Source organism: Planktothrix sp. PLAVEN19ND (assembly GCF_057220675.1).
Genome location: NZ_CM170132.1, coordinates 314,340 through 336,855, shown reverse-complemented (window position 1 = coordinate 336,855; position 22,516 = coordinate 314,340). Strand labels below are relative to the sequence as shown.

Below are 22,516 nucleotides of genomic sequence, written 5' to 3'. Positions count from 1 at the left end.
TTGGTCTACAATAGTTTAGATATGCAGCGAACTACTGAGTTTTGAACCTTCAGTGATTTCAGGCGATTCCGCAATTTATAGCCCTAACCCCATCGAACCCATTCCCCCACCCCTTGCCACCCCTCAAGATGCGTTAACGGCTCTCTCAGAGGGGATTGCGCTTCTAATTGACCTGGCACAACGGGGGGAAATTGATCCTTGGGATGTGCAGGTAATTGATGTAATTGATCGTTATTTAAGTAAACTGACCCCCCCAGAGGAATCAAGCTCCAGCAACAATTTTGCTGAGTTGTCCCAGTCAGGTCAGGCGTTTTTGTATGCCTCCATGTTAGTCTTGCTCAAGGCTGATAGTTTAATGGCGACGGAAACCCTCGACCCTAGTGCGGGCTTAATCGAGGGGGAAGAATTCCTTGACCCTGAAGATGAGGGAAATGGGATTCAGCGCCCCCAACAACTGGAAAAACAAATCCGGCGGCGGGCTGTTGCCAAAATTCCCCAAAAACGGCAAGTGACGTTGCAAGAACTGATTGAACAGTTGCAACTGATGGCTGCTACCATTGCTGCCCAAAAAGCCCGTCCCCGTCCCCGGGCGAATACGGCCAAAAGCAGAGCCACTACCGCAAAGGCGATCGCTGAGTTGGCCCACCAAGAAAATTTAGTCGAAATGGCCTCAGAAGTTGAGCGACTCTTAAACCAAGGATCACAACAGAGTCCAGAATGGTTTGATTTGGAGCAGTTACTGAGCCTGTGGTTGGAGATGAAGCAACCGGAACAGCCTCCGCCCCCAGAAGAAATTCCCATTCAGCATGGCCCCAATCATGATCGGGTGGGGGTGTTTTGGGCTCTATTATTATTATCGGCCCAATCTAAAGTGGAACTCGCTCAAGAGGAATTTTATCAAGACCTAAAAGTTCGTTCTTTGACAGAACCACCTGCAAAGTCTTGAAATCAAGGGATTTGAACTTTTCTGGGATCTTACGGATTAAGCACCATGAACCTTGATAGGCTATTAATTGACGAGCATACTCAAAACTCAGATTGTAGAATGGAGCAGTTCTGCTGTGCAACTGCTTCGTGAATACAAAGCAATTGCTGATTTTGATCAATGATTTGCGTCTGAGTGAATAATTTTAAACATAGCTTAGGGTTGTGAGGAAGTGAACATGAAAGCCATGATTTTAGCAGCCGGAAAAGGAACTCGTATCCGTCCAATTACTTATACCATTCCTAAACCTTTAATTCCGATCCTGCAAAAACCAGTGATGGAATTTTTGGTGGAATTACTACGAACGCACGGTTTTGACCAAATTATGGTCAATGTCAGTCATTTAGCTGATGAAATTGAAAACTATTTTCGTGATGGTCAAAAGTTTGGCGTTCATATCGCCTATTCTTTTGAGGGACGAATTGAAGACGGAAATTTAATTGGAGAAGCATTAGGTTCGGCCGGAGGGATGAAACGAATTCAAGATTTTAATCCCTTTTTTGATGATACTTTTGTGGTTTTATGTGGCGATGCTTTAATTGATTTAGATTTAAGCGCGGCGGTAAAATGGCATAAAGAAAAGGGAGCCATTGCCACCATTGTGATGAAATCTGTTCCTAAAAATGAAGTTTCTAGTTATGGGGTTGTGGTCACTGATGAAACAGGTCGGGTTAAAGCTTTCCAGGAAAAACCCCCGGTGAATGAAGCCCTCAGTACAGATATTAATACGGGGATTTATATTTTTGAGCCAGAGATTTTTAAATATATTCCTTCGGGGTGTGAGTATGATATTGGGAGTGAATTATTTCCCCATTTAGTAGAAATTAATGCCCCTTTTTATGGGATTTCTATGGATTTTGAATGGGTAGATATTGGGAAAGTCCCTGACTATTGGCAAGCCATTCGCAGTGTGCTATTAGGATATATTAAAAATGTTTCTATTCCTGGTCAACAGGTGCGTCCGGGGATATATACGGGGCTGAATGTGGCGGTGAATTGGGATAAAGTCAATATCCAAGGCCCGGTTTATATTGGCGGAATGACTCAGATTGAGGATGGAGCGACGATTATTGGCCCGACAATGATTGGCCCAAATTGCTGGGTTTGTAGCGATGCCTATGTGGATAATAGCGTGATTTTTGAATATTCCCGTTTGGGGCAGGGAGTCCGTTTAGTGGATAAATTGGTATTTGGGCGCTATTGTGTGGATAAGCTGGGGGCTTCTATTGATGTACAAGCGGCGGCACTTGATTGGTTAATTACGGATACCCGTCAAGTTTTTAATAATAAATCTTCTGAACGACAAGCAATCGTCGATTTATTAGATAATACTTAATCTAAGCGGTGTCGGTGTTCGGTTTTCCTGCTCCGTTACCCGCCACCGGAATTAACACTCAACAAAAACTGCTGATGTCTTCTTTGATTTACGATCAATCTAAGTTTATTGTTGCTGAATCGGGTGCATCTTACTATCAGGATGATTCGGGTGATTTTTCTGTGGGTTCAGGATCATTTGTTGAAGTATTAGTAGATGTTCCTTATGGTTTTAATACAGACGAACAAGAAGAACAAAAACTATTTACATATCGAGTTTCTCAAGATTTAATCATCAAACCTGGAGATATTGTTAGTGTTCCTTTTGGGAATCAACAATTAGGTGGAATTGTGATCCAGTTAATGAATAAACTGCCTCCAGATTTACCTGAAAATAAAGTTAAAGCTGTTGAAGATATTATTTGTAATGGTTTCTTCCCTTCAACCTATTGGCAACTATTACAGCAAGTTTCTAATTATTATCAAACCCCTTTAATTCAAGTGATTCGGACGGCTTTACCCCCGGGATTATTAGGGAAAAGTCAACGTCGTATCCGTTTAATTCCTGAAGCTATTCCCCGGGATGCTCAATTATTTTTAAATCCGGCGGCGAATTCTATTTTAAAACTTTTGCAATCTTCAGTTACAGGAGATTGTACTTGGAAATATTTAAAACAAAATGTGATTAATTCTCAACGGGGGTTAAAAGATTTATTACAACGAAACTGGATCGAAAGTTATTTAGAACCCCCCAGTCCTCCCCGTCCCAAATTAAAACAGGCGGTTACGTTAGTTGATGATATTATCCCCTTAGATTTAACCTCCCGTCAACAGGAAGTTTTAATTCTGGTGATTAAAGTTCTCAAGCAACAGGGGGGAGAACTGTGGTTGAATGATTTAATTAAAATTTGTAGTACCAGTTCTAGTCTGTTAAAAAACTTAGCTGAAAAAGGCTGTATTGTAATTACTGAAAGAGAAGTTCTCAGACAGGATCAAGGAATTTTTCAAACTTCCGATCAGCCTAAACTTTTAAATCAATATCAAACGGAATCTTTACAAGCAATTAACTGTTTATCCAGTTATGCTCAAATTTTATTACACGGGGTTACGGGTTCGGGAAAAACCGAAGTTTATTTACAAGCGATCGCCCCTATTCTAAACATCGGAAAATCCGCCCTAGTCTTAGTTCCTGAAATTGGCCTAACTCCTCAATTAACTGACCGATTTCGCGCCCGTTTTGGCGAACAAGTCTTTGTCTATCATAGCGCTCTTTCCGATGGAGAACGTTATGATACTTGGCGGAATATGACCCTCGGTTTACCCCAAATTATTATCGGAACTCGTTCGGCTATTTTCGCACCTTTACCGAAATTAGGATTAATTATTTTAGATGAAGAACATGATAGTAGTTTCAAACAAGATCAACCCTCTCCCTGTTATCATGCCCGAAAAGTTGCCCAATGGCGGGCGGAATTAGAAAATTGTCCGTTAATTTTAGGATCGGCAACTCCATCCTTAGAAAGTTGGTTAGAAATCAAACAAAAAACTCAACAAAATCGGTTTTATTTATCCCTTCCCGAACGCATTCAAGCGCGACCCATGCCGCCGATAAAAATAGTGGATATGCGCCAAGAATTGCGTCAAGGAAATCGCTCTATTTTTAGTTATGATTTACAAACTGCCCTACATCAATTAAAAGAAACTCGTCAACAAGGAATATTATTTATTCATCGTCGGGGACATAGTACCTTTGTTTCCTGTCGTAGTTGCGGTTATGTGATGGAATGTCCCCATTGTGATGTATCCTTAGCCTATCATCATGAACATCAAAACGCCGCCCAACTTTTAAGATGTCATTATTGTAATTATAGCCAACTCTATCCCCAACGCTGTCCCGATTGTGACTCTCCTTATTTTAAACATTTTGGCAGTGGAACGCAACGGGTTACAGAAGAATTAAATCGGTTATTTCCTGAGTTGAAATGTATTAGGTTTGATAGTGATACTACCTCTCGAAAAAATGCCCATCGCACCCTATTAACTCAGTTTGCCAATGGAGAAGCGGATTTATTAGTGGGAACCCAAATGTTAACTAAAGGATTAGATTTAGAGTCCGTTAGTTTAGTGGGAATTGTATCCGCAGATGGGTTATTACATTTATCAGATTATCGAGCTAGTGAACGGGCTTTTCAAACCTTAGTCCAAGTCGCAGGACGAGCAGGAAGAGGGAATGATCCAGGGCGAGTGATTCTACAAACCTACACCCCCGAACATCCGGTGATTCAAGCGGTACAACGTCATGATTATGAGTCTTTTGTTGCTACGGAATTACAACAGCGACAGGAGTTAAATTATCCGCCCTATGGTCGTTTAATATTGTTACGTTTGAGTAGTTTTAATCAGCAAGATGTTGAACAAACTGCCCAAAGATTAGCAGAGTTTTTATTGGAAAATAATCCTAATTCTGATTTTGAATTATTGGGCCCGGCTCCGGCTCCAATTCTTAGGGTCGCTAACCGTTATCGCTGGCAAATTTTAATTAAAACTGCTCAAGATTCTTCTATTATTTTACCTAAATTTTCTGATTTTAATTCCGGTTCTGTTTATATTACAATTGATATTGATCCTTTGCATTTATAGAGGTTTTTGACTTGTGATTTTAGGGTTTCAAGCAACGCCAAAGCCTGTATATTTTCTAACCCCAGGTTCGTGAAATCCTAAAACAATGTCTTCTTGAGATATCCCGGCTTTTAAGAGGTCGTTAGTAATCCCATATTCTGTATTATCACACTGAATCCAAACTTTATGATTGAGGATTTCAACATGAATTAAACAACTATGAATGTGGCGTTGATTTTCCCAACCTTCTGAAAGGATTAAGTATTGATCATTAATTAGATCAAAGACTTTGCAATTTCTGATATTCACATTAGCATAAGCAATCTGACTATAAGGGTCGAGAACTGAGACAATAATTTGGCGGTAATGGTTTAGTTTATCCATTGAATCACAACCTCCTGTTCTGGTTCAAAAACAAGTAATTTGATTGTTTTATCTTCTAACAATATTTTTCCAATTTCTTCTGTAAATAAACGATTAAATACAGGTTCACGAATCGCTAGATAAAGTATTCTTTCACAACCCAGACGGCTTAAAACTTTCTCGTATAAAATGTATTGACCTAGGGCATTTTTTAAATCTTCTATTTCAGATGGACTAATGAAACTTTTCACTTCGACGGCTATTTTTTGTTCCAGCTTTTCAGCAATTAATAACTTATCAGCAGCTAAGTCAATGAAAATATCCTTATTACCTATTTTCAGGCTTAGAGGATCATGGATAATGATCCAGCCATCTTTAACAAGTGCATTTTTAACGGTGTCATGGTAAATATCTTTGGCTGGCATTTGTATACTATATCTATAATTATAAAATATGGCGATAGAGATGTAACGGGAGTTTTGACCGTTTTTTAAAATCGAGAAAAGACTTATAACTGCCGCGCTGTTGACGTTCTAAAACGATAATTTTAGCCGCATTGAGATGCAATCCTAAACTCACTAATTCATCCATGGATAAAACATTTAACCGTCGCCATGAATGATGAATTTCTCTATTAATATCAAACCCAAATGAAACTAAAGGCTCAATCCTTTTTAACGTGGCTTCAGGAATTCCAATTAATTCGGAAAGTTCTTCTAAACTCGTGAAATTATAGCCTTCCCGTTTCATTTCTTCAATTTCATTAGCATAAACAATTGGTAAATCTAAGCCATGAACTAAGTCATGTTTAGAACAATTATTAATATCAATTTGATCTCGATGTTTAGCAATTAATTTAATCAGGTGGGATTCATGGGAGTTGGTTAAAGAATTAGGATAGGTTTTGGCTAAAAATTCTTTTTTCAGGGCGATCGCCGTGGCAATTTGAGCAATCCAAATAATTCCGCTCCAAGAACTATTTGATAGGATAAAAGCTGCCGCCACAAACCCTAAACCAGTGTAAACCCAGGATTGGGTTTTGGTTTTACTCCCCGCATAAACAATGGCTAATCCTCCTAATACGGGAAACAAAGACCAGTATAACCACTGCGGGGTTTTCTGAAACCATTGGGATAGATTAGACACCTTGAATGTCACTCCTATTAATATTTACAATTCATTTAATAATTTGCGACGTTTTTCTTCATATTCTTCGGCGGTAATCGCATCTTGGTCATAGAGTTTTTTCAGTTGAGCAATGGCGGTAGTGACATCCTGTCGAGAATGGCTCCCATTTAAAACTGCGGTATTTACACCGGGATTAAATTTACCATCAAAGGCTTGATCGGACATTAATAATAAACCCAGAAAATCAAAGAAGGCAAGAATAGCGGGAATAAAAGTCCAGGAAAATAGGAAATAGAGAATTCCGCCAAAGTTTTCCCCTAAATAAAACTTATGAATTCCAAATGCACCTAAAAAGAAAGCGAGTAAGGCAGCTAAAAATTTATTTTTCATGAGGTTTTCTCCTGAATTTAAAATATTCAAAAGACTAATCTAAGTTAAATCAGTGGGAATTAGAGATCAATTTTGCGGGTGGGGCTTTTGGAAAGCCTAGCTATCATAAAGTATAACAAAACCATAGAAGTTTGTACTTCTATGAGTGTTAAATATCCTTTCACAAAAATATTAGAATCCCAAGTCGAATTGAAATAAAAAATCAGAAGACCCAGTACACCGTAGGACAGGAAACGGAATCGACTCCACAAGGGCTTGGGTTGATTAGTCTTAGAAAGAGTCATATTGAATTACACATCCTTAGGAGTCAAAGATAAAACCTTATAAGATTTTCAAATCCCCTATATTACTTTAACACATCCAAATTAAAAGATTCCGCAATTAATAAGTCTTCAATTCCCCTTGAGTCTTGGGATCTTGAGGGGTTGTAGTCAAAACTCGTATCCTGTGCTACACCATATCTAAAAATATTTGCTATCTTCATAACAACACATATCTTCCTAGAAGGTAGTGGACAATTTGTCAAATACTTGTTACACTTGTTAACAATACTGGAGAACCCGTAAGGAGTCAGCCATGAACCAACCCGCAGAGTTATCTCTTGAGCAACAATTCAGCCTCACCTCCTTCAAGATGCAAGTCGGTCAAATGAGTCCAGAACAGGCTCAGGAGTTTTTGATTAATCTCTATGAACACATGATGGTCAGGGAAAATATGTATCAACATTTTCTCAAACACCATTGGGGACTCGAACCCAATTTTGCCCAGGAGTAGACCTTGAAGCGTTTACAGTCGGCGACCTCTATCTTTCACTTTTTTCCGTCGCTCGGAAACAAGTTAAGGTAATGGGGCGTCAAACTGCTGATTTCAACTCACTTGGGGTTAAATTTTGATTCCAGATCAGCCCGGAACTCTTATTTATTATTTACGTTCTAGGGTCGCTTCCATCACACTAATTAAATTCAAAGAATGCCCCGCCATGATTCCACCGCAATAATAGTAGTGGGCAGAATCGACTTTTCTAATGGTTTCAAAGCCATTCCGACGTTGGCGTTCGTCTCCTAAAACCCGATAACGTTGGACAATCGATTCGGGGCTAATTAAACCTTCGCCTTCGATTTTTCCGAGTTGACTATGTTGTAAAACAAAGGTATATTCTCTCTCATTGCCATCTAATCGTCCCCGATACTGTAGGATAATATCTTCATGATCGCTGTTCGGAAAAACTAATTTTGTCACCATACTGAACCAGTCGCTTTGATGCCAGGCAATAACTGTTTTTCCGCGAAGGGCAATTGGCATTTGACTCCGATCAATCCAATTTCCTTCTATTAACCATTGACCAGATTCCATCAAAAATGTGTGAGCCACAGTGCTATCCTTATTTGCACCAAGATTGAAAAAATCTTATCGATTTAAGTCACTGGTTTTGATCCTATCATATTGGGAGTCAAGACAGGGTGAATTTCTCCCAATAAAACTTCGGAAACCGCGCCCGTTACCGAAGGTAAATTTCCCGGAATTTCTAATAGTCGCCAATAGGCTAAAACGGCAAAAGTGATCGCTTCTTTAAAATCAGCATTTAAGCCTAGTTCTGAAGTGGAAAAAACTGGAATTGGGGTAAATAAAGTTTGTAAACGCTGTTGTAAATAGTGGTTATGGCTACCCCCCCCACATAATAGGATCTGCTCTGGTAACTGGGGTAAGAATTGATGATAACTGTGATGAATTGAAACGGCGGTTAATTCCGTTAAGGTGGCTAAAATATCCGCAGGACTTAAATTATAGGGTTCAGCTTCTCTTAAACAGCGTTGCCAATAGTCCACCCCAAATAATTCCCGTCCCGTTGATTTTGGGGGCGGTTGCTGAAAAAAATCCTGCTGTAACCACCCCTCAACCATGGCGACGCAGGGAGTTCCCGTCGCCGCCCAAGCTCCGTCCCGGTCATAGGTTTGAGCACCTTTAGAGAAATACTGTACAGCCAAATCTATTAAAGCATTTCCCGGCCCGGTGTCCCAGCCTAAAATGGGGTGATCGGTTTTTGGAAGATAAGTCACATTGCCAATACCCCCCAGATTTTGAATGCAGCGATGGTATTGGGGATGGCGGAGGAAATAGGCATCGAGAATTGGAACTAGGGGCGCGCCGTGACCCCCAGCGGCGATATCCGCGACCCGAAAGTTACTGACGGTGGTTAAACCCGTTAACTGGGCGATTAGCTCTCCCCGTCCCAGTTGCAGACTGTAACCCAGTTGATTGCCTTGGGGGGGACGATGAAACACCGTTTGACCGTGGGAGCCAATCAGTTCGGCGGGTTCACAGGACTGTTGTAGAGTTAAAGCAGCATGGGCAAAAACCGTGGCGATCGCATCATCTAATTCGGCTAGTTCGGGCATGGATAGAGGCTTTCCACCGCATAAGTCCAAAATTTGCGATCGCAACTCCACCGGATAGGGAAAGGTTGTCCCAGCCAGGAATTCCAACTGCAAACCTCCAGGGAAACCCGAAATCTCCACCAGGGCCCCGTCAATCCCATCCACCGAAGTTCCACTAATCAAACCAATCACACGCATGGGACTAACTCTGGTATTTAATCAATCGCGACCACAATCACCGTAATATTGTCCTTACCCTCCCGATCTTTGGCAGCTTTGATTAGGGTTGTCGCTGCGGTATCGCAAGCTCGAATTGATTTTAGATGGGAAGCAATAATCCCGTCTGAGAGTTCCTCGGTCAAACCATCACTACATAATAATAGGCGATCTCCAGACTGGACATTCATCTGGTCAATCGCAATTTCCGAGAGATCTTCGCGTCCCAAACACTGGGACAAAACATGACGCCAAGGATGGGTGCGAGCTTCATCTTGGGTGAGACGGGAGGATTTAACCGCTTGAGCCACCCAAGTCTGATCCTCTGTAATTTGTTCTAACTGATGTCCCCGTAAACGATATAACCGGGAATCCCCCACATTCGCAAACCAAGGACTATCGAGATCTCGGAATAGAGCCACAACCGCTGTGGTTCCCATATCCGAGCGTTCAGGATGTTGTTGCTGATCCTCTAAAAGTGCCTGGTTGGCGGCGACAAACGCATTTTTGAGGATAGTTTGGGATGCTTCAGAACTATCCCAATATTCAAGAATGTGTTCTTTAATGGTTTCAGCAGCAATCAGACTGGCTTCCTGGCCGCCCGCGTGTCCACCCATGCCATCGGCGACAATAAAAAAACGGCCATCGGGATCAATATAGTAAGCATCTTGGTTGACGTTACGAACATTGCCCGTATCCGTCATTCCAGCAAAATAACGTTTCATAAACAAGTAAAGATTGACCTCTAACTCCCAAGCAGGTTGGGCTCTTAAATTTTCCTATATCCACCCCGGAGGATCATTAAGAAGTGTTACAAAATAGATGACCAGCCACGGAGATATTTACATCATCCGATCCAAACGATCAATCCGTCGTAACAGCCTCAAGAAAGCAATCCCCAGAGCAACAGCTAAGAATACTACAAACAGAGCTAATCCCACTTTATCACTAATGAATAAGAGTGTCGCCGATAGAGTCAAGGCGGCGATTAAGACGGTGTAATTCGTCCCCATTTGCACATTACTCATTCGTCTTAACGCCCGGTCGGTTTCCGCCAGACGAACCCGCATTCGCAGGTCTCCCTGTTCGAGTTTCTCTAGGGTATCTTCAATGCGTCCGGGTAAACCAAAGGCCGAGGAACCGACTTGAACCGCTTGGCGACTGAATTCATTAAAAATACTATTGGCAGTATTGGGAAGATTTCCATTAGACATAAGCTGCATGGCAAACGGCTGTGCCACCTCCATAAAGTTGAATTCGGGGTCGAGTCCTTTTCCGACTCCTTCTAAAGTGGAAAATGCCCGCATCACAAAGGTAAAGGTTGCGGGAAAACGAAAGGGTTGGTCATAAGCAATTTCATACAAATCATCACTAATAGTGGCAATGGATTGATTTTCAAAGGGTTGATCCATAAAGTTGTCCAGCATATACTGAACTGACCGACGTACTGGCCCCATATCCCCCGTAGGTGCGATCGCTCCCATGGCAATTAAGGATTTAACCACCCGGTCGCCATCTTTTTGAGTGATGCCAAATAGGGTTTCCATGAGTTTTTCCCGCAGATTGGAGGTAATTTGTCCCATCATGCCAAAATCATAGAAAATCAATTCTCCCCCGGGACTCACCGCAATATTACCCGGATGGGGGTCAGCATGGAAAAAGCCATGGTTGAGGAGTTGTTCTAAATAGGCTTTTGCCCCCATTTGTGCCAGTTCTTTACGATCAAGTCCCGATGCTTCTAAGGCTTCATAATTGCTAATTTTAATCCCGGGAAGATATTCTAAGGTCAGAACTCGGGGGGAGGTATATTGCCAAGAAACCCTCGGCACTTTCACCCAATCAAAATTACGGAAATTCCGCCTAAAGGTATCGGCATTTCGACCTTCATTCAGATAGTCAATTTCTAACCATAAAATCCGACAACATTCGTCATAAATTCCCACCCAATCTCGACCTTTTCCCCAACGGGGATGATTTTGGAAATAACGAGCAATGCCTCGCAAAATTGCTAAGTCAATTTCAAATAATTTTTTTAGTCCTGGGCGCTGAACCTTTACCACCACATCCGCACCCGAATGGAGTTGGGCTTTGTGAACCTGACCTAGACTCGCGGCAGCTAAGGGAATTGGATCAAAATTCTGGAATAAATCGTGAACGGTTTTACCCAGATCTTCTTGAATAATTTCTTCGCTTTGTTCATAGCTAAAAGCGGGAACTTTATCTTGAAGTTTGGAAAGTTCTTCTACATATTCAAAGGGGAATAAATCTGCCCGGGTGGAAAACAATTGTCCGACTTTAATAAAAGTTGGCCCTAAATCTAAAAAGGTTTCTCTCACCCAAATTGCTTGCGCTCGACGACGAGCATTTTTTTTATCTTCGGTAAAACCGCCCCAGTAACTCCATTTTTTACCATCGACCCACAACCAAGTTAACCACGTCAAAACAAACGTCCAAATGTCTATAAAACGTCGTTGACGGGAATAATTTTTGCGGTTCCAACGGTAGGCTTTGCCTCCATAATTTTTGCCTGGAGGAGTGACTAAAGGCGGATTAATTCGGGGTTCTGGTTCTGAACCCCGAATCGAATGATCAACAGGAACTGACACAACCGTTTCCACAATGAAGTTAACCCAATAAGCGCTTATTTTGACTACAAAAGAGTTTAAACGGTACGATTACGATATTTTTGCAGTTCGGAGCGTAATTCCGCAACTTCGGCCCGCAGTTCGTCAATGGTGGCCTGTAAGTCTACGGGTTCACTGTTAGATGCGGGAAAGCTACTGTCGCCAACAACGGTTGCCACTTCTTGGGCAGCGCGTTCCATCACCTGTTGGGTAAACTGTCGTAGATTTTCTTTCTGTTCAGCCTCAAATTTTCCTAGTTCACTCAAAGCGTTGGTCAGACTATTTCCCAGTTGTTCGTACAGTCCTTCAGCTAAGGCACGGCCTACAAAAAACGAATTCACGGTGGGTTTACTCATAAAACTTAAGTTTTGCTAACTTCGGTAACAAATTATAACCTGCCTTCCTCATCTTAAGGGTTTTATTTGGGCAAAAACACCTCTGTAGAGACTTGCCACGGCGTGTCTTTCGGTGATTTTTGAGTTATTCGGCTAACCCTTTGGTCTGTTGCTGTTCCAAGTTTGCTAAGGTTTGGGCTTGGAGTGCGGTTTCGGTTGGGGTGGCAATTAATTCACCTTCTGGACTAAAATAACGCAGTTGTTGATGTTAGAGTCGATGCTGTCATCATCTGAATTATAGCAAGGCGATCGCAGTTTTATAAAAAAGGCAGAAAAAAACAATCACGTTTAAATTTTATCCTGCATTTTTTGTGTTTTTCTTTTTATCATATTTTTCTCCAAACATTCAATAATTTTATCAGAAACATCAATACCTGTAATTGTTTCAATGCCCTCCAGTCCAGGGGATGAATTCACCTCTAAAACTAATGGCCCTTGATGGGAACGAATTAAATCAACCCCTGCTAATTTTAACCCCATCACTTTTGCCGATTTAATCGCCATATTCCGTTCTTCTGTTGTTAGTTTAACATTTTCTGCTCTCCCGCCTCGATGTAAATTCGCGCGAAATTCTCCCGGGTTACTGATGCGTTTCATCGCCGCCACCACCTTATCCCCAATCACCAAACAGCGTAAATCTTCACCATTAGACTCATGAATAAATTCTTGCACTAAAATATCAATATTTAACCCTTGAAACGCTTCAATAATCGATTTAGCTGATTGATAGGTGTCCGCTAAAATTACCCCCATACCTTGAGTTCCCTCTAACAATTTAATAATTAAAGGTGCACCTCCCACCTGTTCAATTAAACTATCAATATCTTTAACAGAATTAGCAAACGCAGTTTTAGGTAAACTAATTTTTTCTTTAGCTAAACTTTGCAACGCATTTAATTTATCCCGAGAACGGGCAATAGCTTGGGATTCATTTAAGGTAAATATTCCCATCAGTTCAAATTGACGAACAATCACGGTTCCATAAAAGGTTTTTGACGCGCCAATTCTAGGAATAATAGCATCAAATTCTGTTAAATATCTGCCTTCACAAATCACAGTTGGACTCTGAGAACTCAGCGAAATATGACATCTTAAATAATCAATAATCTCTATCTCATGCCCCCGTTGTTCCCCGGCTTGTCTGATTCTTCTAGTTGAATAAAGGGAACCGTCTTGGGATAATATCGCAATTTTCATAAATAAACTTTGTCTTAAATGCTGGGGTTTTCTGCTATTAAGAATGACTTAAAAAGGATTGATGACAGTCAATTAAAAACCGTCCTTTAATCGCTTGTCTTCCTAATAACATCCGAAATCCCATGGCATCCCGATTGGTTAAAGTTAACTCAATTAACCATTGTTTTCCCATCAGTTCAATATCTGTTAAAATCACGGGTCTTGACTCCATAAGTCCACCGGAATTACGGACAGTTCGATATTCTATTAAGTCCACTTCAGCACTGACCGTATTCAGGGTATCCCGTTGAATTGGATGGACTTTAAACCGCACCCGTTGTTTATCCTTAAATTCCAAAATATGAATATCAAAAGCGTGCAAACTTGATGACCGCGCCCCCGTATCAATTTTAGCTTTAATTTCTCCAATTCCCAAACTGGGTAAGGCCACCCACTCCCGCCATCCAATTGTTAATAATTTGGTTTTACTCATAATTTGTTGTTAGGCTTTAGCCCATTCTTCAGAGCGCCCAAGCGCAACAACGTACTTTAGTTAATAGTTGATAGTTAACGAGCGAGGACACCCCCCTGCCTCCCCTGCTCCCCCTGCTCCCCCTGCCCTTATTTTTGTGGCCGATTGGGAGAACGATAAAAGGGACGTTTAACTACTGTTGCGGGGTAGGTTTTGCCCCGAATTTCAATCTCTAAAGATTGACCCACTTTAGATAAGGCGGTGGGAATATAGGCCATAGAAATGGCTTTTCCTAATGTGGGTGATAGGGTTCCACTGGTAATTTCTCCGACGGTTTCACCATTAAATAAAACCGGATATCCGTGACGGGCAATATGGCGTCCTTGCATTTCTAACCCGACTAATTTTTGGCTCACTCCGGCGGCTTTTTGCTGTTCTAAGGCCTGACGACCAATAAATTTTCCCTTGGTGTCCCAATGAATAATCCAATTTAAACCCGCTTCTAGGGGAGTAGTGGTTAAACCAATATCTTGTCCATATAAAGCCATGGCCGCTTCTAAACGCAGGGTATCTCTGGCCCCCAAACCACAGGGCGTCACCCCGGCGGCGGCTAAACTTTGCCATAATTCCACCCCAACAGAAGGAGCCACCATCACCTCAAAACCGTCTTCTCCGGTATATCCTGTGCGGGCAATAAAGGCAGTTTTTCCTAATACTGTTGTGGTGATATGACCAAAAAATTTAACTTCAGAAAGATTATCGCTGACAAAAGGCTGTAATGTGGCTTCAGCTTGGGGCCCTTGAACGGCTAATAATACTTTATCTCGGGATAGGTCTTCTAATATTATCCCCTGATCCTCGATATGGGCGCTAATCCAAGCTTTATCACGGGATTTAGTCGCCGCATTCACAATCATTACCCCTTGGGGCAGATTCGTTACCTGATCAATCCCCTGATCATAAAAAATGATATCGTCTAAAATTCCCCCCTGGGCATTTAAGAGGGCGCTATATTGGGCCTCACCCGGTTGTAAACGGCTCAAATCTGAAGGGACGAGAGATTGTAAGGCATTAATCAGGTTTTCCCCGCGTAGAACAAATTTGCCCATGTGGGAGATATCAAACATTCCCACCGCTTGGCGGACAGCTTGATGTTCTGGGTTAATTCCGCTAAATTGAACCGCCATTTCCCAACCTGCAAAGGGCACCATGCGGCCATTGAGTTCAACGGAGACGTTATACAGGGGAGTATGAGAAAGGGTAGTTGTCATAGGGGTTGTCGGGTTTCAGTGTTCGGGTTTTGGGTCAGTCGTTGAATTTCTCCCGTGTGATTATCATACTACCGTTGAACTCTCAATACCCAACACCTGAGTTGTGATATTAGAATGGTTAGAACCGCTCAATTGTCGTTTTATAGGATTTATTCATGTCAATATTGGCAGCGATCGCCGTTCTTGCAGTATTAATTTTTGTTCATGAACTGGGGCATTTTTTAGCCGCCCGTCTCCAACATATCCATGTTAATCGTTTTTCCATTGGCTTCGGCCCGATATTATGGAAATATCAAGGCTCAGAAACTGAGTATGCAATTCGAGGTTTACCCTTGGGGGGATATGTGGGGTTTCCCGATGATGATCCTGAGAGTACCATCCCGAAAAATGATCCCAATTTACTCAGTAATCGTCCCGTTTTAGATCGGGCGATTGTGATTAGTGCGGGGGTGATTGCTAATTTGATTTTTGCCTATTTTTTATTGGTAACTCAAATTGGAATTATTGGGGTTCCCAGTTTTAACCCGGAACCGGGAGTAAAAGTGGCAGAAGTCACTCAAAATGCGAATTCTGCGGCCAACCGAGCCGGAATTGAATCTCAAGATATTATTTTGGCTGTAGAGGGTCAGGAGTTAGGGGCTTCTGAAACTTCAATTAAAACTCTGATTGAAGTTATTCAAACCCATCCGAATCAACCTTTATCCGTACAGATTAAAAGACAGGATCAGGTGTTATCGGTGAATGTGGTTCCCGATTTAGGAAGTGATGGGAAAGGTCGAATTGGGGTACAGTTAACCGCAAATGGAGCAATTGTTCGTCATCGGGCTGCGAACCCAATTGAAGCATTAAGCAAGGGTGCAACGGAATTTCAACGGATTATTAACTTAACTGCATCTGGTTTTGGACAATTAATTAGTCGATTTAGTGAAACCGCAGAACAGCTATCTGGCCCGGTGGGAATTGTCAAATTTGGGGCGGATATTGCCCGTTCCGATCCATGGAATTTGTTGCAATTTGCGGCGTTAATTAGTATTAACTTAGCCTTCATTAATATTTTACCCCTTCCGGCTTTAGATGGCGGTCAGTTAGCCTTTTTGTTATTTGAAGCTCTGAGCGGTAAACCCTTACCCGAGAAAATTCAAGAAAATGTGATGCAAACGGGTTTGATGTTGTTATTGGGATTAGGGGTTTTCTTGATTATTCGAGATACGATTAATCTCACGGATTTAGGTTGGGTGCGATCGCTCTTTCAACAATAAACATCAATATGGTGACTCAGAAAAAGCGCAGCCCCAAACAACGAGCCCTGGAAATTTTATTGCGACTCAAACGCTTGTATCCCGATGCCACCTGTAGTTTAAATTATCAAACTCCGGTGCAATTATTAGTCGCCACCATTCTATCGGCCCAATGCACCGATGAACGGGTTAATCAAGTGACTCCGGCCCTATTTGCTCGGTTTCCCGATGCCCAAAGTCTGGCCCAAGCCGATATTACCGAACTAGAAACCCTGGTACGGTCAACGGGGTTTTATCGGAACAAAGCCCGCCATATACAAGGTTCCTGTCAACTGTTGGCGGAAAAATACGGGGGACAACCGCCTAAGTTGATGGAACAACTCTTAGAACTTCCCGGGGTGGCTCGCAAGACCGCTAACGTGGTGTTAGCCCATGGTTACGGGATTAATATGGGGGTGACGGTGGATACCCATGTTAAACGGCTGAGTCAACGGCTAGGATTAACCACCCATACCGATCCTATTCGGATTGAACGGGATTTAATGCCTTTGATTCCCCAGGAAGACTGGGAAAATTGGTCAATTCGCTTAATTTATCATGGTCGGGCCGTCTGTACAGCGCGTAGTCCAATGTGTTATAATTGTGAATTGTCTGATTTATGCCCCTCTGCTCAAGGATCAACCGTCCCCAGCGCAGGAAAAAAACTTGCTAAAGCATAAATAATTATTTACAAGGAGAACAGCCTTAATATGGCTAAGAAAAGCATGATTGAGCGCAATAATAAGCGCAAAAGAACGGTAGAAAAATATGCGGAAAAACGCGCTGATCTGAAAGACCAGTTCGAGCAAGCTGGGTCTCAATTAGAAAAAATGGAAATTCACCGCAAAATCCAACAACTCCCCCGGGATAGTTCCAGAACCCGTGTCAGAAACCGTTGCTGGTTAACTGGACGCCCCAGAGGGTTCTATCGGGATTTTGGATTATCTCGGAACGTCATCCGCGAAATGGCCCATGCTGGGTTATTGCCCGGTGTGGTTAAGTCTAGTTGGTAATAGATAAGGGCGAGGTCACCTCGCCCCTACAAACGCGTTTTAACGGGCTAATTTGGGTTAAGCTGACCTAACTTTAAAACATCCAGAAGTATTATCCCTGTTCCCTGTTCCCTATTTCTCAAGAATTAAGAACAAAACTCAAATAGGATTGCTATATTAAAAAAATAATAATTAGACTAAAAATTATACTATTTTGCGTTTGTTCATATCTGCCAGAAATAGCTGTTGATATTTCAAGAATTTGTCATGCCATTCTTTAAAACGGCGATCGCCATCACGGACTAACATCTGACGATATTCTTCGGAAGGGATATAAAGCTTTTTAGTTGCCATAGTTTTGTTGTTCTAATTGTCGCACGGTTGGAGTATTGCCAACGGGGGTAATATCGGAAATTTCAGGATGGGGGGTCAGGGTGTTGTGATGCTGTTCATGGAGACATTCTTGCACCTCCAATGGAATTTGAAACGGTTTCTGTTCATCCTTCCATTGATAATGACTATTAACCAACCGTTGATAAAGTCCCGCTTGGGTTTCCGGTAATTTTTGCCCCCGTTTCCAAGTCCGACATAATAACGCTAACCGCAGGGGATTTTTAATTAAATCATTAATGCGGGTTTGGTTGGGTTCTTTTAACTGTTTTAATAATTCCTGACTCTGGGTTTTATCATTAAACCATTGTTCAATAAATTCCTGAATCTGTTGGGAAAATGGCACAATTTGCGAACCCGCGAAGGCGGGTTTTGTCTGTGTAGACGCGGTTTCAACCGCCGAATAATACGTCGAAGAAGGCGAATAAGTATCCGGCGAATGGAATTCGCGACTACACAAACGATGTCCGCCTTCGCGGACAGACGCGGTTTCAACCGCCGAAGAATTTTGTTTTTTTGTAATCAACATCTCAAACCCAGCAACCCATTCCGGCGAAACTCCCGTTAAACTTCCCGTCGCATCGCGTAACCAATTTTGAGTTAAATAATCTCGTATGGGTTTATCAACATCCGCCAAGCGAATTAAAATCGGATAACCTAAATTTTCCTGTAAAATCCATCGAGCAATTTGATATAATAAGGTTGTTTTTCCCGCCCCTGGTTCCCCAATAATTGCTAACCGTTGACCTTTACTTTTACTATTTCCCTGTCGTAAAATGTCCTCAAAAAATTGATTAGGTTCGTTATAGGTTTTCGTTATTTCCGTTTCCGCTAATTGATAAAATTGTGACCCGTCCTCTGGGTTCACTTCCTGTTTTTGTCGTTTTTCCTGTTCCCGTTTCGGTTCCACTAACCCCAAGGGAACATAAAAATCGATCCCTGTTAACGGGTTATTCTTGAAAAAGCGTTCTTCGTAGGCGTCGAGGCGAGATTCACAGATTTGATGCCAGTTAATATCAGGAATTGGGGATACTATTGTTTGGGGTTGAGGTGAAGATTGTTGTTGTTTTTGAGATTGGCGATATTCTTGTTTGAGGTGACTATGGAGAATGTCAAACTTACCTTTTTTAGCAGTTTCTAACTCAGGATAACGATTTTCAAAAGCGCTCTGCCTCCGTACCCTAATATTACTTATATATTCAGGATGTCTGACCGATCAGCCATCAATGGGGAGGGGTTTAGAAAAATATTATAAAGATTGTCTCGAATTTGCTCCCAAAAGACAATAAATCCTTAAATTAAATAGGAGTGTAATTTTTTCACCCTAGGATAAATCTATGGCTGATACGATTTTTAACAAAATAATCCGTCGGGAGATTCCATCTGATATTGTTTATGAGGATGATTTGTGTCTGGCCTTTCGGGATATTGCCCCCCAGGCCCCAGTTCACATCCTGTTGATTCCTAAAAAAACTATTCCGCAACTGGCTGATGCTACACCAGAAGACCATGCACTTATGGGACATCTAATGTTGAAGGTGAAACAGGTTGCTCAGGATGCGGGACTGGACGGCGGCTATCGGGTTGTCATTAATACTGGCGAAGATGGCGGACAAACTGTAGATCATCTTCATTTTCATATTCTTGGTGGCCGTCAACTGCAATGGCCCCCTGGTTAAATTCTTTGGGCGAGTTGATCTCGCCCCACCCCGACACAGCAGAAATCAAAAGATAAGATTTCCTGATTACATACATTGGGAAAAATTTTATTAAAACCTCTTTACAAAACGCAATCATCTGTGTCATATTAGTAGTCAAGGTAGTAAAATAACTACCAACGAACCTCGACAAATACATAGCAATCATACCTAACATGACAACCACGATTCAGCAGCGCGAAAGCGCCTCTATCTGGGAACGGTTCTGTAATTGGGTGACATCCACCAACAACCGCATTTATGTGGGCTGGTTCGGTGTTCTGATGATCCCCACCCTGTTAACCGCCACCATCTGCTACATCATCGCCTTTGTCGCAGCCCCCCCAGTGGACATCGATGGCATCCGTGAACCCGTAGCTGGTTCACTGTTATACGGAAACAACATCATCTCTGGTGCAGTTGTTCCTTCCTCAAACGCCATCGGTTTACACTTCTACCCGATTTGGGAAGCAGCCAGCTTAGATGAGTGGCTGTACAACGGTGGCCCTTACCAGTTAGTGATTTTCCACTTCTTCATTGGCATTCTGTGCTACATGGGTCGGGAATGGGAATTATCCTACCGTTTAGGGATGCGTCCTTGGATCTGCGTCGCCTACTCTGCACCCGTTGCAGCAGCAGCCGCCGTGTTCCTGATCTACCCCATCGGTCAAGGTTCCTTCTCTGATGGTATGCCTTTAGGAATTTCTGGAACCTTCAACTTCATGTTAGTGTTCCAAGCCGAACACAACATCCTGATGCACCCCTTCCATATGTTAGGCGTTGCTGGGGTGTTTGGTGGTAGTTTATTCTCCGCCATGCACGGTTCCTTAGTTACCTCCTCTTTGGTGCGTGAAACCACCGAAGTCGAGTCCCAAAACTACGGTTACAAATTCGGTCAAGAAGAAGAAACCTACAACATCGTTGCAGCCCACGGTTACTTTGGTCGTTTAATCTTCCAATATGCCAGCTTCAACAACAGCCGTAGCTTACACTTCTTATTAGGTGCATGGCCCGTGATCGGGATTTGGTTCACCGCTTTGGGTGTATCCACCATGGCCTTCAACCTGAACGGTTTCAACTTCAACCAGTCAATCATCGACTCTACCGGTCGCGTGATCAACACCTGGGCTGATGTGTTAAACCGCGCTAACCTGGGTATGGAAGTCATGCACGAGCGCAACGCTCACAACTTCCCCTTAGACTTAGCTTCTGGTGAATCGGCTCCTGTGGCTTTGGTTGCTCCTCAAATTAATGGTTAATTTTTAACCTCAATATTCCAAAAGACGCTCTCCGCGAGGGGGGCGTTTTTTGGTGTTTTTGGGGATGTTAGGAATGAAAAACAAATGAGGAAAAGGTTTCAGTATCAGTCTTTATAACATCAATCTTTTTTTATTATGATTGGTAGGGATCAGCTGCATCCATGGCTATCGATTGTGGGAATCGGAGAAAATGGACTCGAAGAATTAACCTCCGTGGGACGAATTCTCCTTTCCCATGCCTCTGTGATTGTTGGGGGTGAACGTCATCTTGCTATGCTACCCCAAGAAGATAAACGAGAAAAACTCCTCTGGGATTCGCCAATTGAAGATTCTATTTATGAGATTATTCGTCGTCGCGGTCAAGCCGTCTGTATTTTAGCTAGTGGTGATCCGATGTGTTATGGCATTGGTGTGACCCTGACTCGTCACATTCCGATCAACGAAATCACAATTATTCCATCTCCATCTACCTTTAGCCTCGCCTGTAGTCGTTTGGGTTGGTCGCTCACGGAGGTAGAAACATTAAGTTTATGTGGTCGTCCGTTAGCTTTGTTAAATGCGGTACTTTATCCGAGAGCTAAATTATTGGTGCTCAGTGCTAATCGACAGACTCCCGCCATCGTCGCCCAACTGCTAACCCAACAGGGCTTTGGGGAGAGTCAGATGGTGGTATTAGAACATCTAGGGGGAACCCGAGAACGCTGCATTGAGGGGACTGCCTGTGGTTGGAATGCCACGGATATCGCGGATTTGAATGCGATCGCGATTACCTGTATTTCCTCCCAACCCGTCCCCCTCCCCCCTCGCCTCCCCGGACTGCCCGATCTTGCCTATCGCCATGACGGACAGTTAACTAAAAGAGAAGTGCGAGCGATTACCCTGGCGGCTCTAGCTCCCCTACCCAGACAACTACTGTGGGACGTGGGGGCGGGTTGTGGCTCCATTGGGATTGAGTGGATGCGGAGCGATCGCCTTTGCCAAAGTATTGCGATCGAACAGCACCCGACCCGATTACAATATATTGCTGATAATGCAACGGCATTGGGAACTCCCCACCTCAAAATTGTGGCGGGAAAAGCGCCGAGTGCTCTCCAAGATTTGCCCCAACCCGACGCTATTTTTATCGGTGGGGGGATTACAGTCCCCGAACTCTTAGAAACCTGTTGGCAAGCATTACCATCGGGCGGTCGTTTGGTTGCCAATGCTGTTACCGTAGAAAGCGAATTAATGATCTTTCAGTGGTACAGTCAATTAGGGGGAGAACTGATCCGCATTGGGATTCAAAGGGCTGAACCTGTGGGTAAATTTTTAGGCTGGAAAGCCATGGCTCCAGTAACTCAATGGGTTGTTTTAAAACCTTATTGACATCTTTGGTGGTTTGTTATTTTAATGAACTGAATGGTTACTCAGACATCTTTTGCTAATTCACAGCCCAATCTGGAGCAAATTATTTCAGTGATTACAAAACCTATCATTGGAGAAACTTGTCATCAGGTTAAATTTAGTGGGCCTGGACTTTTTTGGGAATGTAAATCAATTCACGAACGTTATTGACAGATATAATTTAATTGAG

The 22,516-nt window shown here is 42.6% G+C and carries 24 protein-coding genes; 10 read left to right on the top strand and 14 right to left on the bottom strand.

The window, feature by feature from the left end; genetic code table 11:
• Positions 1-100 precede the first annotated feature (100 nt).
• The 3 genes from AC2D3N_RS01510 to priA all read left to right on the top strand — a co-directional run bounded on the left by AC2D3N_RS01510 (position 101) and on the right by priA (position 4,939).
• Entirely contained in the window at positions 101-946 is an 846-nt protein-coding gene (locus tag AC2D3N_RS01510; protein WP_079679956.1) for a segregation/condensation protein A, read from the top strand.
• Positions 947-1,163: 217 nt separating this feature from the next.
• On the top strand, positions 1,164-2,321 hold the full coding sequence (locus tag AC2D3N_RS01505; protein WP_484692570.1) for a nucleotidyltransferase family protein: 1,158 nt from the start codon (positions 1,164-1,166) through the stop codon (positions 2,319-2,321).
• Positions 2,322-2,395: 74 nt separating this feature from the next.
• Positions 2,396-4,939 (top strand): primosomal protein N', encoded by a 2,544-nt coding sequence (gene priA / locus AC2D3N_RS01500; RefSeq protein ID WP_484693727.1) that lies wholly within the window; start codon positions 2,396-2,398, stop codon positions 4,937-4,939.
• A 27-nt stretch (positions 4,940-4,966) separates the two neighbouring features.
• On the opposite strand, the gene AC2D3N_RS01495 is transcribed toward priA, so the two are convergent.
• Genes AC2D3N_RS01495 through AC2D3N_RS01480 form a run of 4 tightly spaced genes read right to left on the bottom strand, consistent with a single transcriptional unit; the run spans position 4,967 to position 6,799 of the window.
• Positions 4,967-5,302, bottom strand: coding sequence for a XisI protein (locus AC2D3N_RS01495; RefSeq protein WP_079679819.1), 336 nt, complete (start codon positions 5,300-5,302; stop codon positions 4,967-4,969).
• Positions 5,290-5,706 carry an element excision factor XisH family protein gene (locus AC2D3N_RS01490; protein ID WP_484692569.1) on the bottom strand — a complete coding sequence of 139 codons (417 nt, stop codon included), beginning with the start codon at positions 5,704-5,706 and terminating at the stop codon, positions 5,290-5,292. Before AC2D3N_RS01490 ends, AC2D3N_RS01495 begins: the two co-directional genes overlap by 13 nt.
• A gap of 19 nt (positions 5,707-5,725) precedes the next feature.
• Positions 5,726-6,427 carry a helix-hairpin-helix domain-containing protein gene (locus AC2D3N_RS01485; RefSeq protein ID WP_079679821.1) on the bottom strand — a complete coding sequence of 234 codons (702 nt, stop codon included), beginning with the start codon at positions 6,425-6,427 and terminating at the stop codon, positions 5,726-5,728.
• A 24-nt stretch (positions 6,428-6,451) separates the two neighbouring features.
• Positions 6,452-6,799: an NINE protein gene (locus AC2D3N_RS01480; protein WP_079679822.1), complete on the bottom strand. Its 348-nt coding sequence runs from the start codon at positions 6,797-6,799 to the stop codon at positions 6,452-6,454.
• Between the two features lie 576 nt (positions 6,800-7,375).
• Here AC2D3N_RS01480 and AC2D3N_RS01475 point away from each other — a divergent pair.
• Complete coding sequence (locus AC2D3N_RS01475) at positions 7,376-7,573, top strand: NblA/ycf18 family protein (RefSeq protein WP_079679824.1); 198 nt, start codon at positions 7,376-7,378, stop codon at positions 7,571-7,573.
• A 147-nt stretch (positions 7,574-7,720) separates the two neighbouring features.
• On the opposite strand, the gene AC2D3N_RS01470 is transcribed toward AC2D3N_RS01475, so the two are convergent.
• From AC2D3N_RS01470 to gcvT, 8 genes are all read right to left on the bottom strand, one after another.
• Entirely contained in the window at positions 7,721-8,170 is a 450-nt protein-coding gene (locus AC2D3N_RS01470) for a hypothetical protein (protein WP_200816782.1), read from the bottom strand.
• 44 nt (positions 8,171-8,214) lie between these two features.
• Positions 8,215-9,372 (bottom strand): anhydro-N-acetylmuramic acid kinase, encoded by a 1,158-nt coding sequence (locus tag AC2D3N_RS01465; RefSeq protein WP_484692568.1) that lies wholly within the window; start codon positions 9,370-9,372, stop codon positions 8,215-8,217.
• A 17-nt stretch (positions 9,373-9,389) separates the two neighbouring features.
• A complete protein-coding gene (locus tag AC2D3N_RS01460; RefSeq protein WP_079679827.1) occupies positions 9,390-10,115 on the bottom strand; it encodes a PP2C family protein-serine/threonine phosphatase in 726 nt (241 codons plus the stop codon).
• 117 nt (positions 10,116-10,232) lie between these two features.
• The gene (locus tag AC2D3N_RS01455) at positions 10,233-11,996 is read right to left on the bottom strand and encodes an ABC1 kinase family protein (protein ID WP_484692567.1); all 1,764 of its coding nucleotides are present in this window, start codon (positions 11,994-11,996) and stop codon (positions 10,233-10,235) included.
• A 56-nt stretch (positions 11,997-12,052) separates the two neighbouring features.
• Positions 12,053-12,370 (bottom strand): DUF6825 family protein, encoded by a 318-nt coding sequence (locus AC2D3N_RS01450; protein ID WP_079679828.1) that lies wholly within the window; start codon positions 12,368-12,370, stop codon positions 12,053-12,055.
• Positions 12,371-12,697: 327 nt separating this feature from the next.
• A complete protein-coding gene (gene rimK / locus AC2D3N_RS01445; protein WP_484692566.1) occupies positions 12,698-13,606 on the bottom strand; it encodes a 30S ribosomal protein S6--L-glutamate ligase in 909 nt (302 codons plus the stop codon).
• Positions 13,607-13,643: 37 nt separating this feature from the next.
• On the bottom strand, positions 13,644-14,078 hold the full coding sequence (locus tag AC2D3N_RS01440) for an ATP-dependent zinc protease family protein (protein ID WP_484692565.1): 435 nt from the start codon (positions 14,076-14,078) through the stop codon (positions 13,644-13,646).
• 128 nt (positions 14,079-14,206) lie between these two features.
• Entirely contained in the window at positions 14,207-15,328 is a 1,122-nt protein-coding gene (gcvT, locus tag AC2D3N_RS01435) for a glycine cleavage system aminomethyltransferase GcvT (RefSeq protein ID WP_079679831.1), read from the bottom strand.
• A 155-nt stretch (positions 15,329-15,483) separates the two neighbouring features.
• On the opposite strand from gcvT, the gene rseP reads away from it, so the two are divergent.
• Genes rseP through rpsN form a run of 3 tightly spaced genes read left to right on the top strand, consistent with a single transcriptional unit; the run spans position 15,484 to position 17,618 of the window.
• Positions 15,484-16,587: an RIP metalloprotease RseP gene (rseP, locus tag AC2D3N_RS01430; protein ID WP_484692564.1), complete on the top strand. Its 1,104-nt coding sequence runs from the start codon at positions 15,484-15,486 to the stop codon at positions 16,585-16,587.
• A gap of 8 nt (positions 16,588-16,595) precedes the next feature.
• Positions 16,596-17,285, top strand: coding sequence for an endonuclease III (gene nth / locus AC2D3N_RS01425; RefSeq protein ID WP_484692563.1), 690 nt, complete (start codon positions 16,596-16,598; stop codon positions 17,283-17,285).
• A gap of 30 nt (positions 17,286-17,315) precedes the next feature.
• On the top strand, positions 17,316-17,618 hold the full coding sequence (gene rpsN, locus AC2D3N_RS01420; RefSeq protein ID WP_026785328.1) for a 30S ribosomal protein S14: 303 nt from the start codon (positions 17,316-17,318) through the stop codon (positions 17,616-17,618).
• A 183-nt stretch (positions 17,619-17,801) separates the two neighbouring features.
• Here the strand turns inward: rpsN and AC2D3N_RS01415 are convergent, their stop codons facing one another.
• Positions 17,802-17,951, bottom strand: coding sequence for a hypothetical protein (locus AC2D3N_RS01415; RefSeq protein WP_484692562.1), 150 nt, complete (start codon positions 17,949-17,951; stop codon positions 17,802-17,804).
• Positions 17,941-18,897: an NACHT domain-containing protein gene (locus AC2D3N_RS01410; protein WP_484692561.1), complete on the bottom strand. Its 957-nt coding sequence runs from the start codon at positions 18,895-18,897 to the stop codon at positions 17,941-17,943. Before AC2D3N_RS01410 ends, AC2D3N_RS01415 begins: the two co-directional genes overlap by 11 nt.
• A 427-nt stretch (positions 18,898-19,324) precedes the next feature.
• Here AC2D3N_RS01410 and AC2D3N_RS01405 point away from each other — a divergent pair, with 427 nt between their 5' ends.
• The 3 genes from AC2D3N_RS01405 to cbiE all read left to right on the top strand — a co-directional run bounded on the left by AC2D3N_RS01405 (position 19,325) and on the right by cbiE (position 22,308).
• The gene (locus tag AC2D3N_RS01405; protein WP_079679835.1) at positions 19,325-19,666 is read left to right on the top strand and encodes a histidine triad nucleotide-binding protein; all 342 of its coding nucleotides are present in this window, start codon (positions 19,325-19,327) and stop codon (positions 19,664-19,666) included.
• A gap of 194 nt (positions 19,667-19,860) precedes the next feature.
• Positions 19,861-20,943: a photosystem II q(b) protein gene (gene psbA, locus AC2D3N_RS01400; protein ID WP_079679836.1), complete on the top strand. Its 1,083-nt coding sequence runs from the start codon at positions 19,861-19,863 to the stop codon at positions 20,941-20,943.
• A 135-nt stretch (positions 20,944-21,078) separates the two neighbouring features.
• On the top strand, positions 21,079-22,308 hold the full coding sequence (gene cbiE / locus AC2D3N_RS01395) for a precorrin-6y C5,15-methyltransferase (decarboxylating) subunit CbiE (RefSeq protein WP_484692560.1): 1,230 nt from the start codon (positions 21,079-21,081) through the stop codon (positions 22,306-22,308).
• The last annotated feature ends 208 nt before the right edge of the window (positions 22,309-22,516 follow it).

Bases quoted from the DNA above. Each gene is read 5' to 3' on its own strand.
- AC2D3N_RS01505 (WP_484692570.1), top strand. From the start codon at position 1,164: ATGAAAGCCATGATTTTAGCAGCCGGAAAAGGAACTCGTATCCGTCCA.
- priA (WP_484693727.1), top strand. From the start codon at position 2,396: ATGTCTTCTTTGATTTACGATCAATCTAAGTTTATTGTTGCTGAATCG.
- AC2D3N_RS01495 (WP_079679819.1), bottom strand. From the start codon at position 5,302: ATGGATAAACTAAACCATTACCGCCAAATTATTGTCTCAGTTCTCGAC.
- AC2D3N_RS01490 (WP_484692569.1), bottom strand. From the start codon at position 5,706: ATGCCAGCCAAAGATATTTACCATGACACCGTTAAAAATGCACTTGTT.
- AC2D3N_RS01480 (WP_079679822.1), bottom strand. From the start codon at position 6,799: ATGAAAAATAAATTTTTAGCTGCCTTACTCGCTTTCTTTTTAGGTGCA.
- AC2D3N_RS01475 (WP_079679824.1), top strand. From the start codon at position 7,376: ATGAACCAACCCGCAGAGTTATCTCTTGAGCAACAATTCAGCCTCACC.
- AC2D3N_RS01465 (WP_484692568.1), bottom strand. From the start codon at position 9,372: ATGCGTGTGATTGGTTTGATTAGTGGAACTTCGGTGGATGGGATTGAC.
- AC2D3N_RS01460 (WP_079679827.1), bottom strand. From the start codon at position 10,115: ATGAAACGTTATTTTGCTGGAATGACGGATACGGGCAATGTTCGTAAC.
- AC2D3N_RS01450 (WP_079679828.1), bottom strand. From the start codon at position 12,370: ATGAGTAAACCCACCGTGAATTCGTTTTTTGTAGGCCGTGCCTTAGCT.
- rimK (WP_484692566.1), bottom strand. From the start codon at position 13,606: ATGAAAATTGCGATATTATCCCAAGACGGTTCCCTTTATTCAACTAGA.
- AC2D3N_RS01440 (WP_484692565.1), bottom strand. From the start codon at position 14,078: ATGAGTAAAACCAAATTATTAACAATTGGATGGCGGGAGTGGGTGGCC.
- gcvT (WP_079679831.1), bottom strand. From the start codon at position 15,328: ATGACAACTACCCTTTCTCATACTCCCCTGTATAACGTCTCCGTTGAA.
- rseP (WP_484692564.1), top strand. From the start codon at position 15,484: ATGTCAATATTGGCAGCGATCGCCGTTCTTGCAGTATTAATTTTTGTT.
- nth (WP_484692563.1), top strand. From the start codon at position 16,596: ATGGTGACTCAGAAAAAGCGCAGCCCCAAACAACGAGCCCTGGAAATT.
- rpsN (WP_026785328.1), top strand. From the start codon at position 17,316: ATGGCTAAGAAAAGCATGATTGAGCGCAATAATAAGCGCAAAAGAACG.
- AC2D3N_RS01415 (WP_484692562.1), bottom strand. From the start codon at position 17,951: ATGGCAACTAAAAAGCTTTATATCCCTTCCGAAGAATATCGTCAGATG.
- AC2D3N_RS01405 (WP_079679835.1), top strand. From the start codon at position 19,325: ATGGCTGATACGATTTTTAACAAAATAATCCGTCGGGAGATTCCATCT.
- psbA (WP_079679836.1), top strand. From the start codon at position 19,861: ATGACAACCACGATTCAGCAGCGCGAAAGCGCCTCTATCTGGGAACGG.
- cbiE (WP_484692560.1), top strand. From the start codon at position 21,079: ATGATTGGTAGGGATCAGCTGCATCCATGGCTATCGATTGTGGGAATC.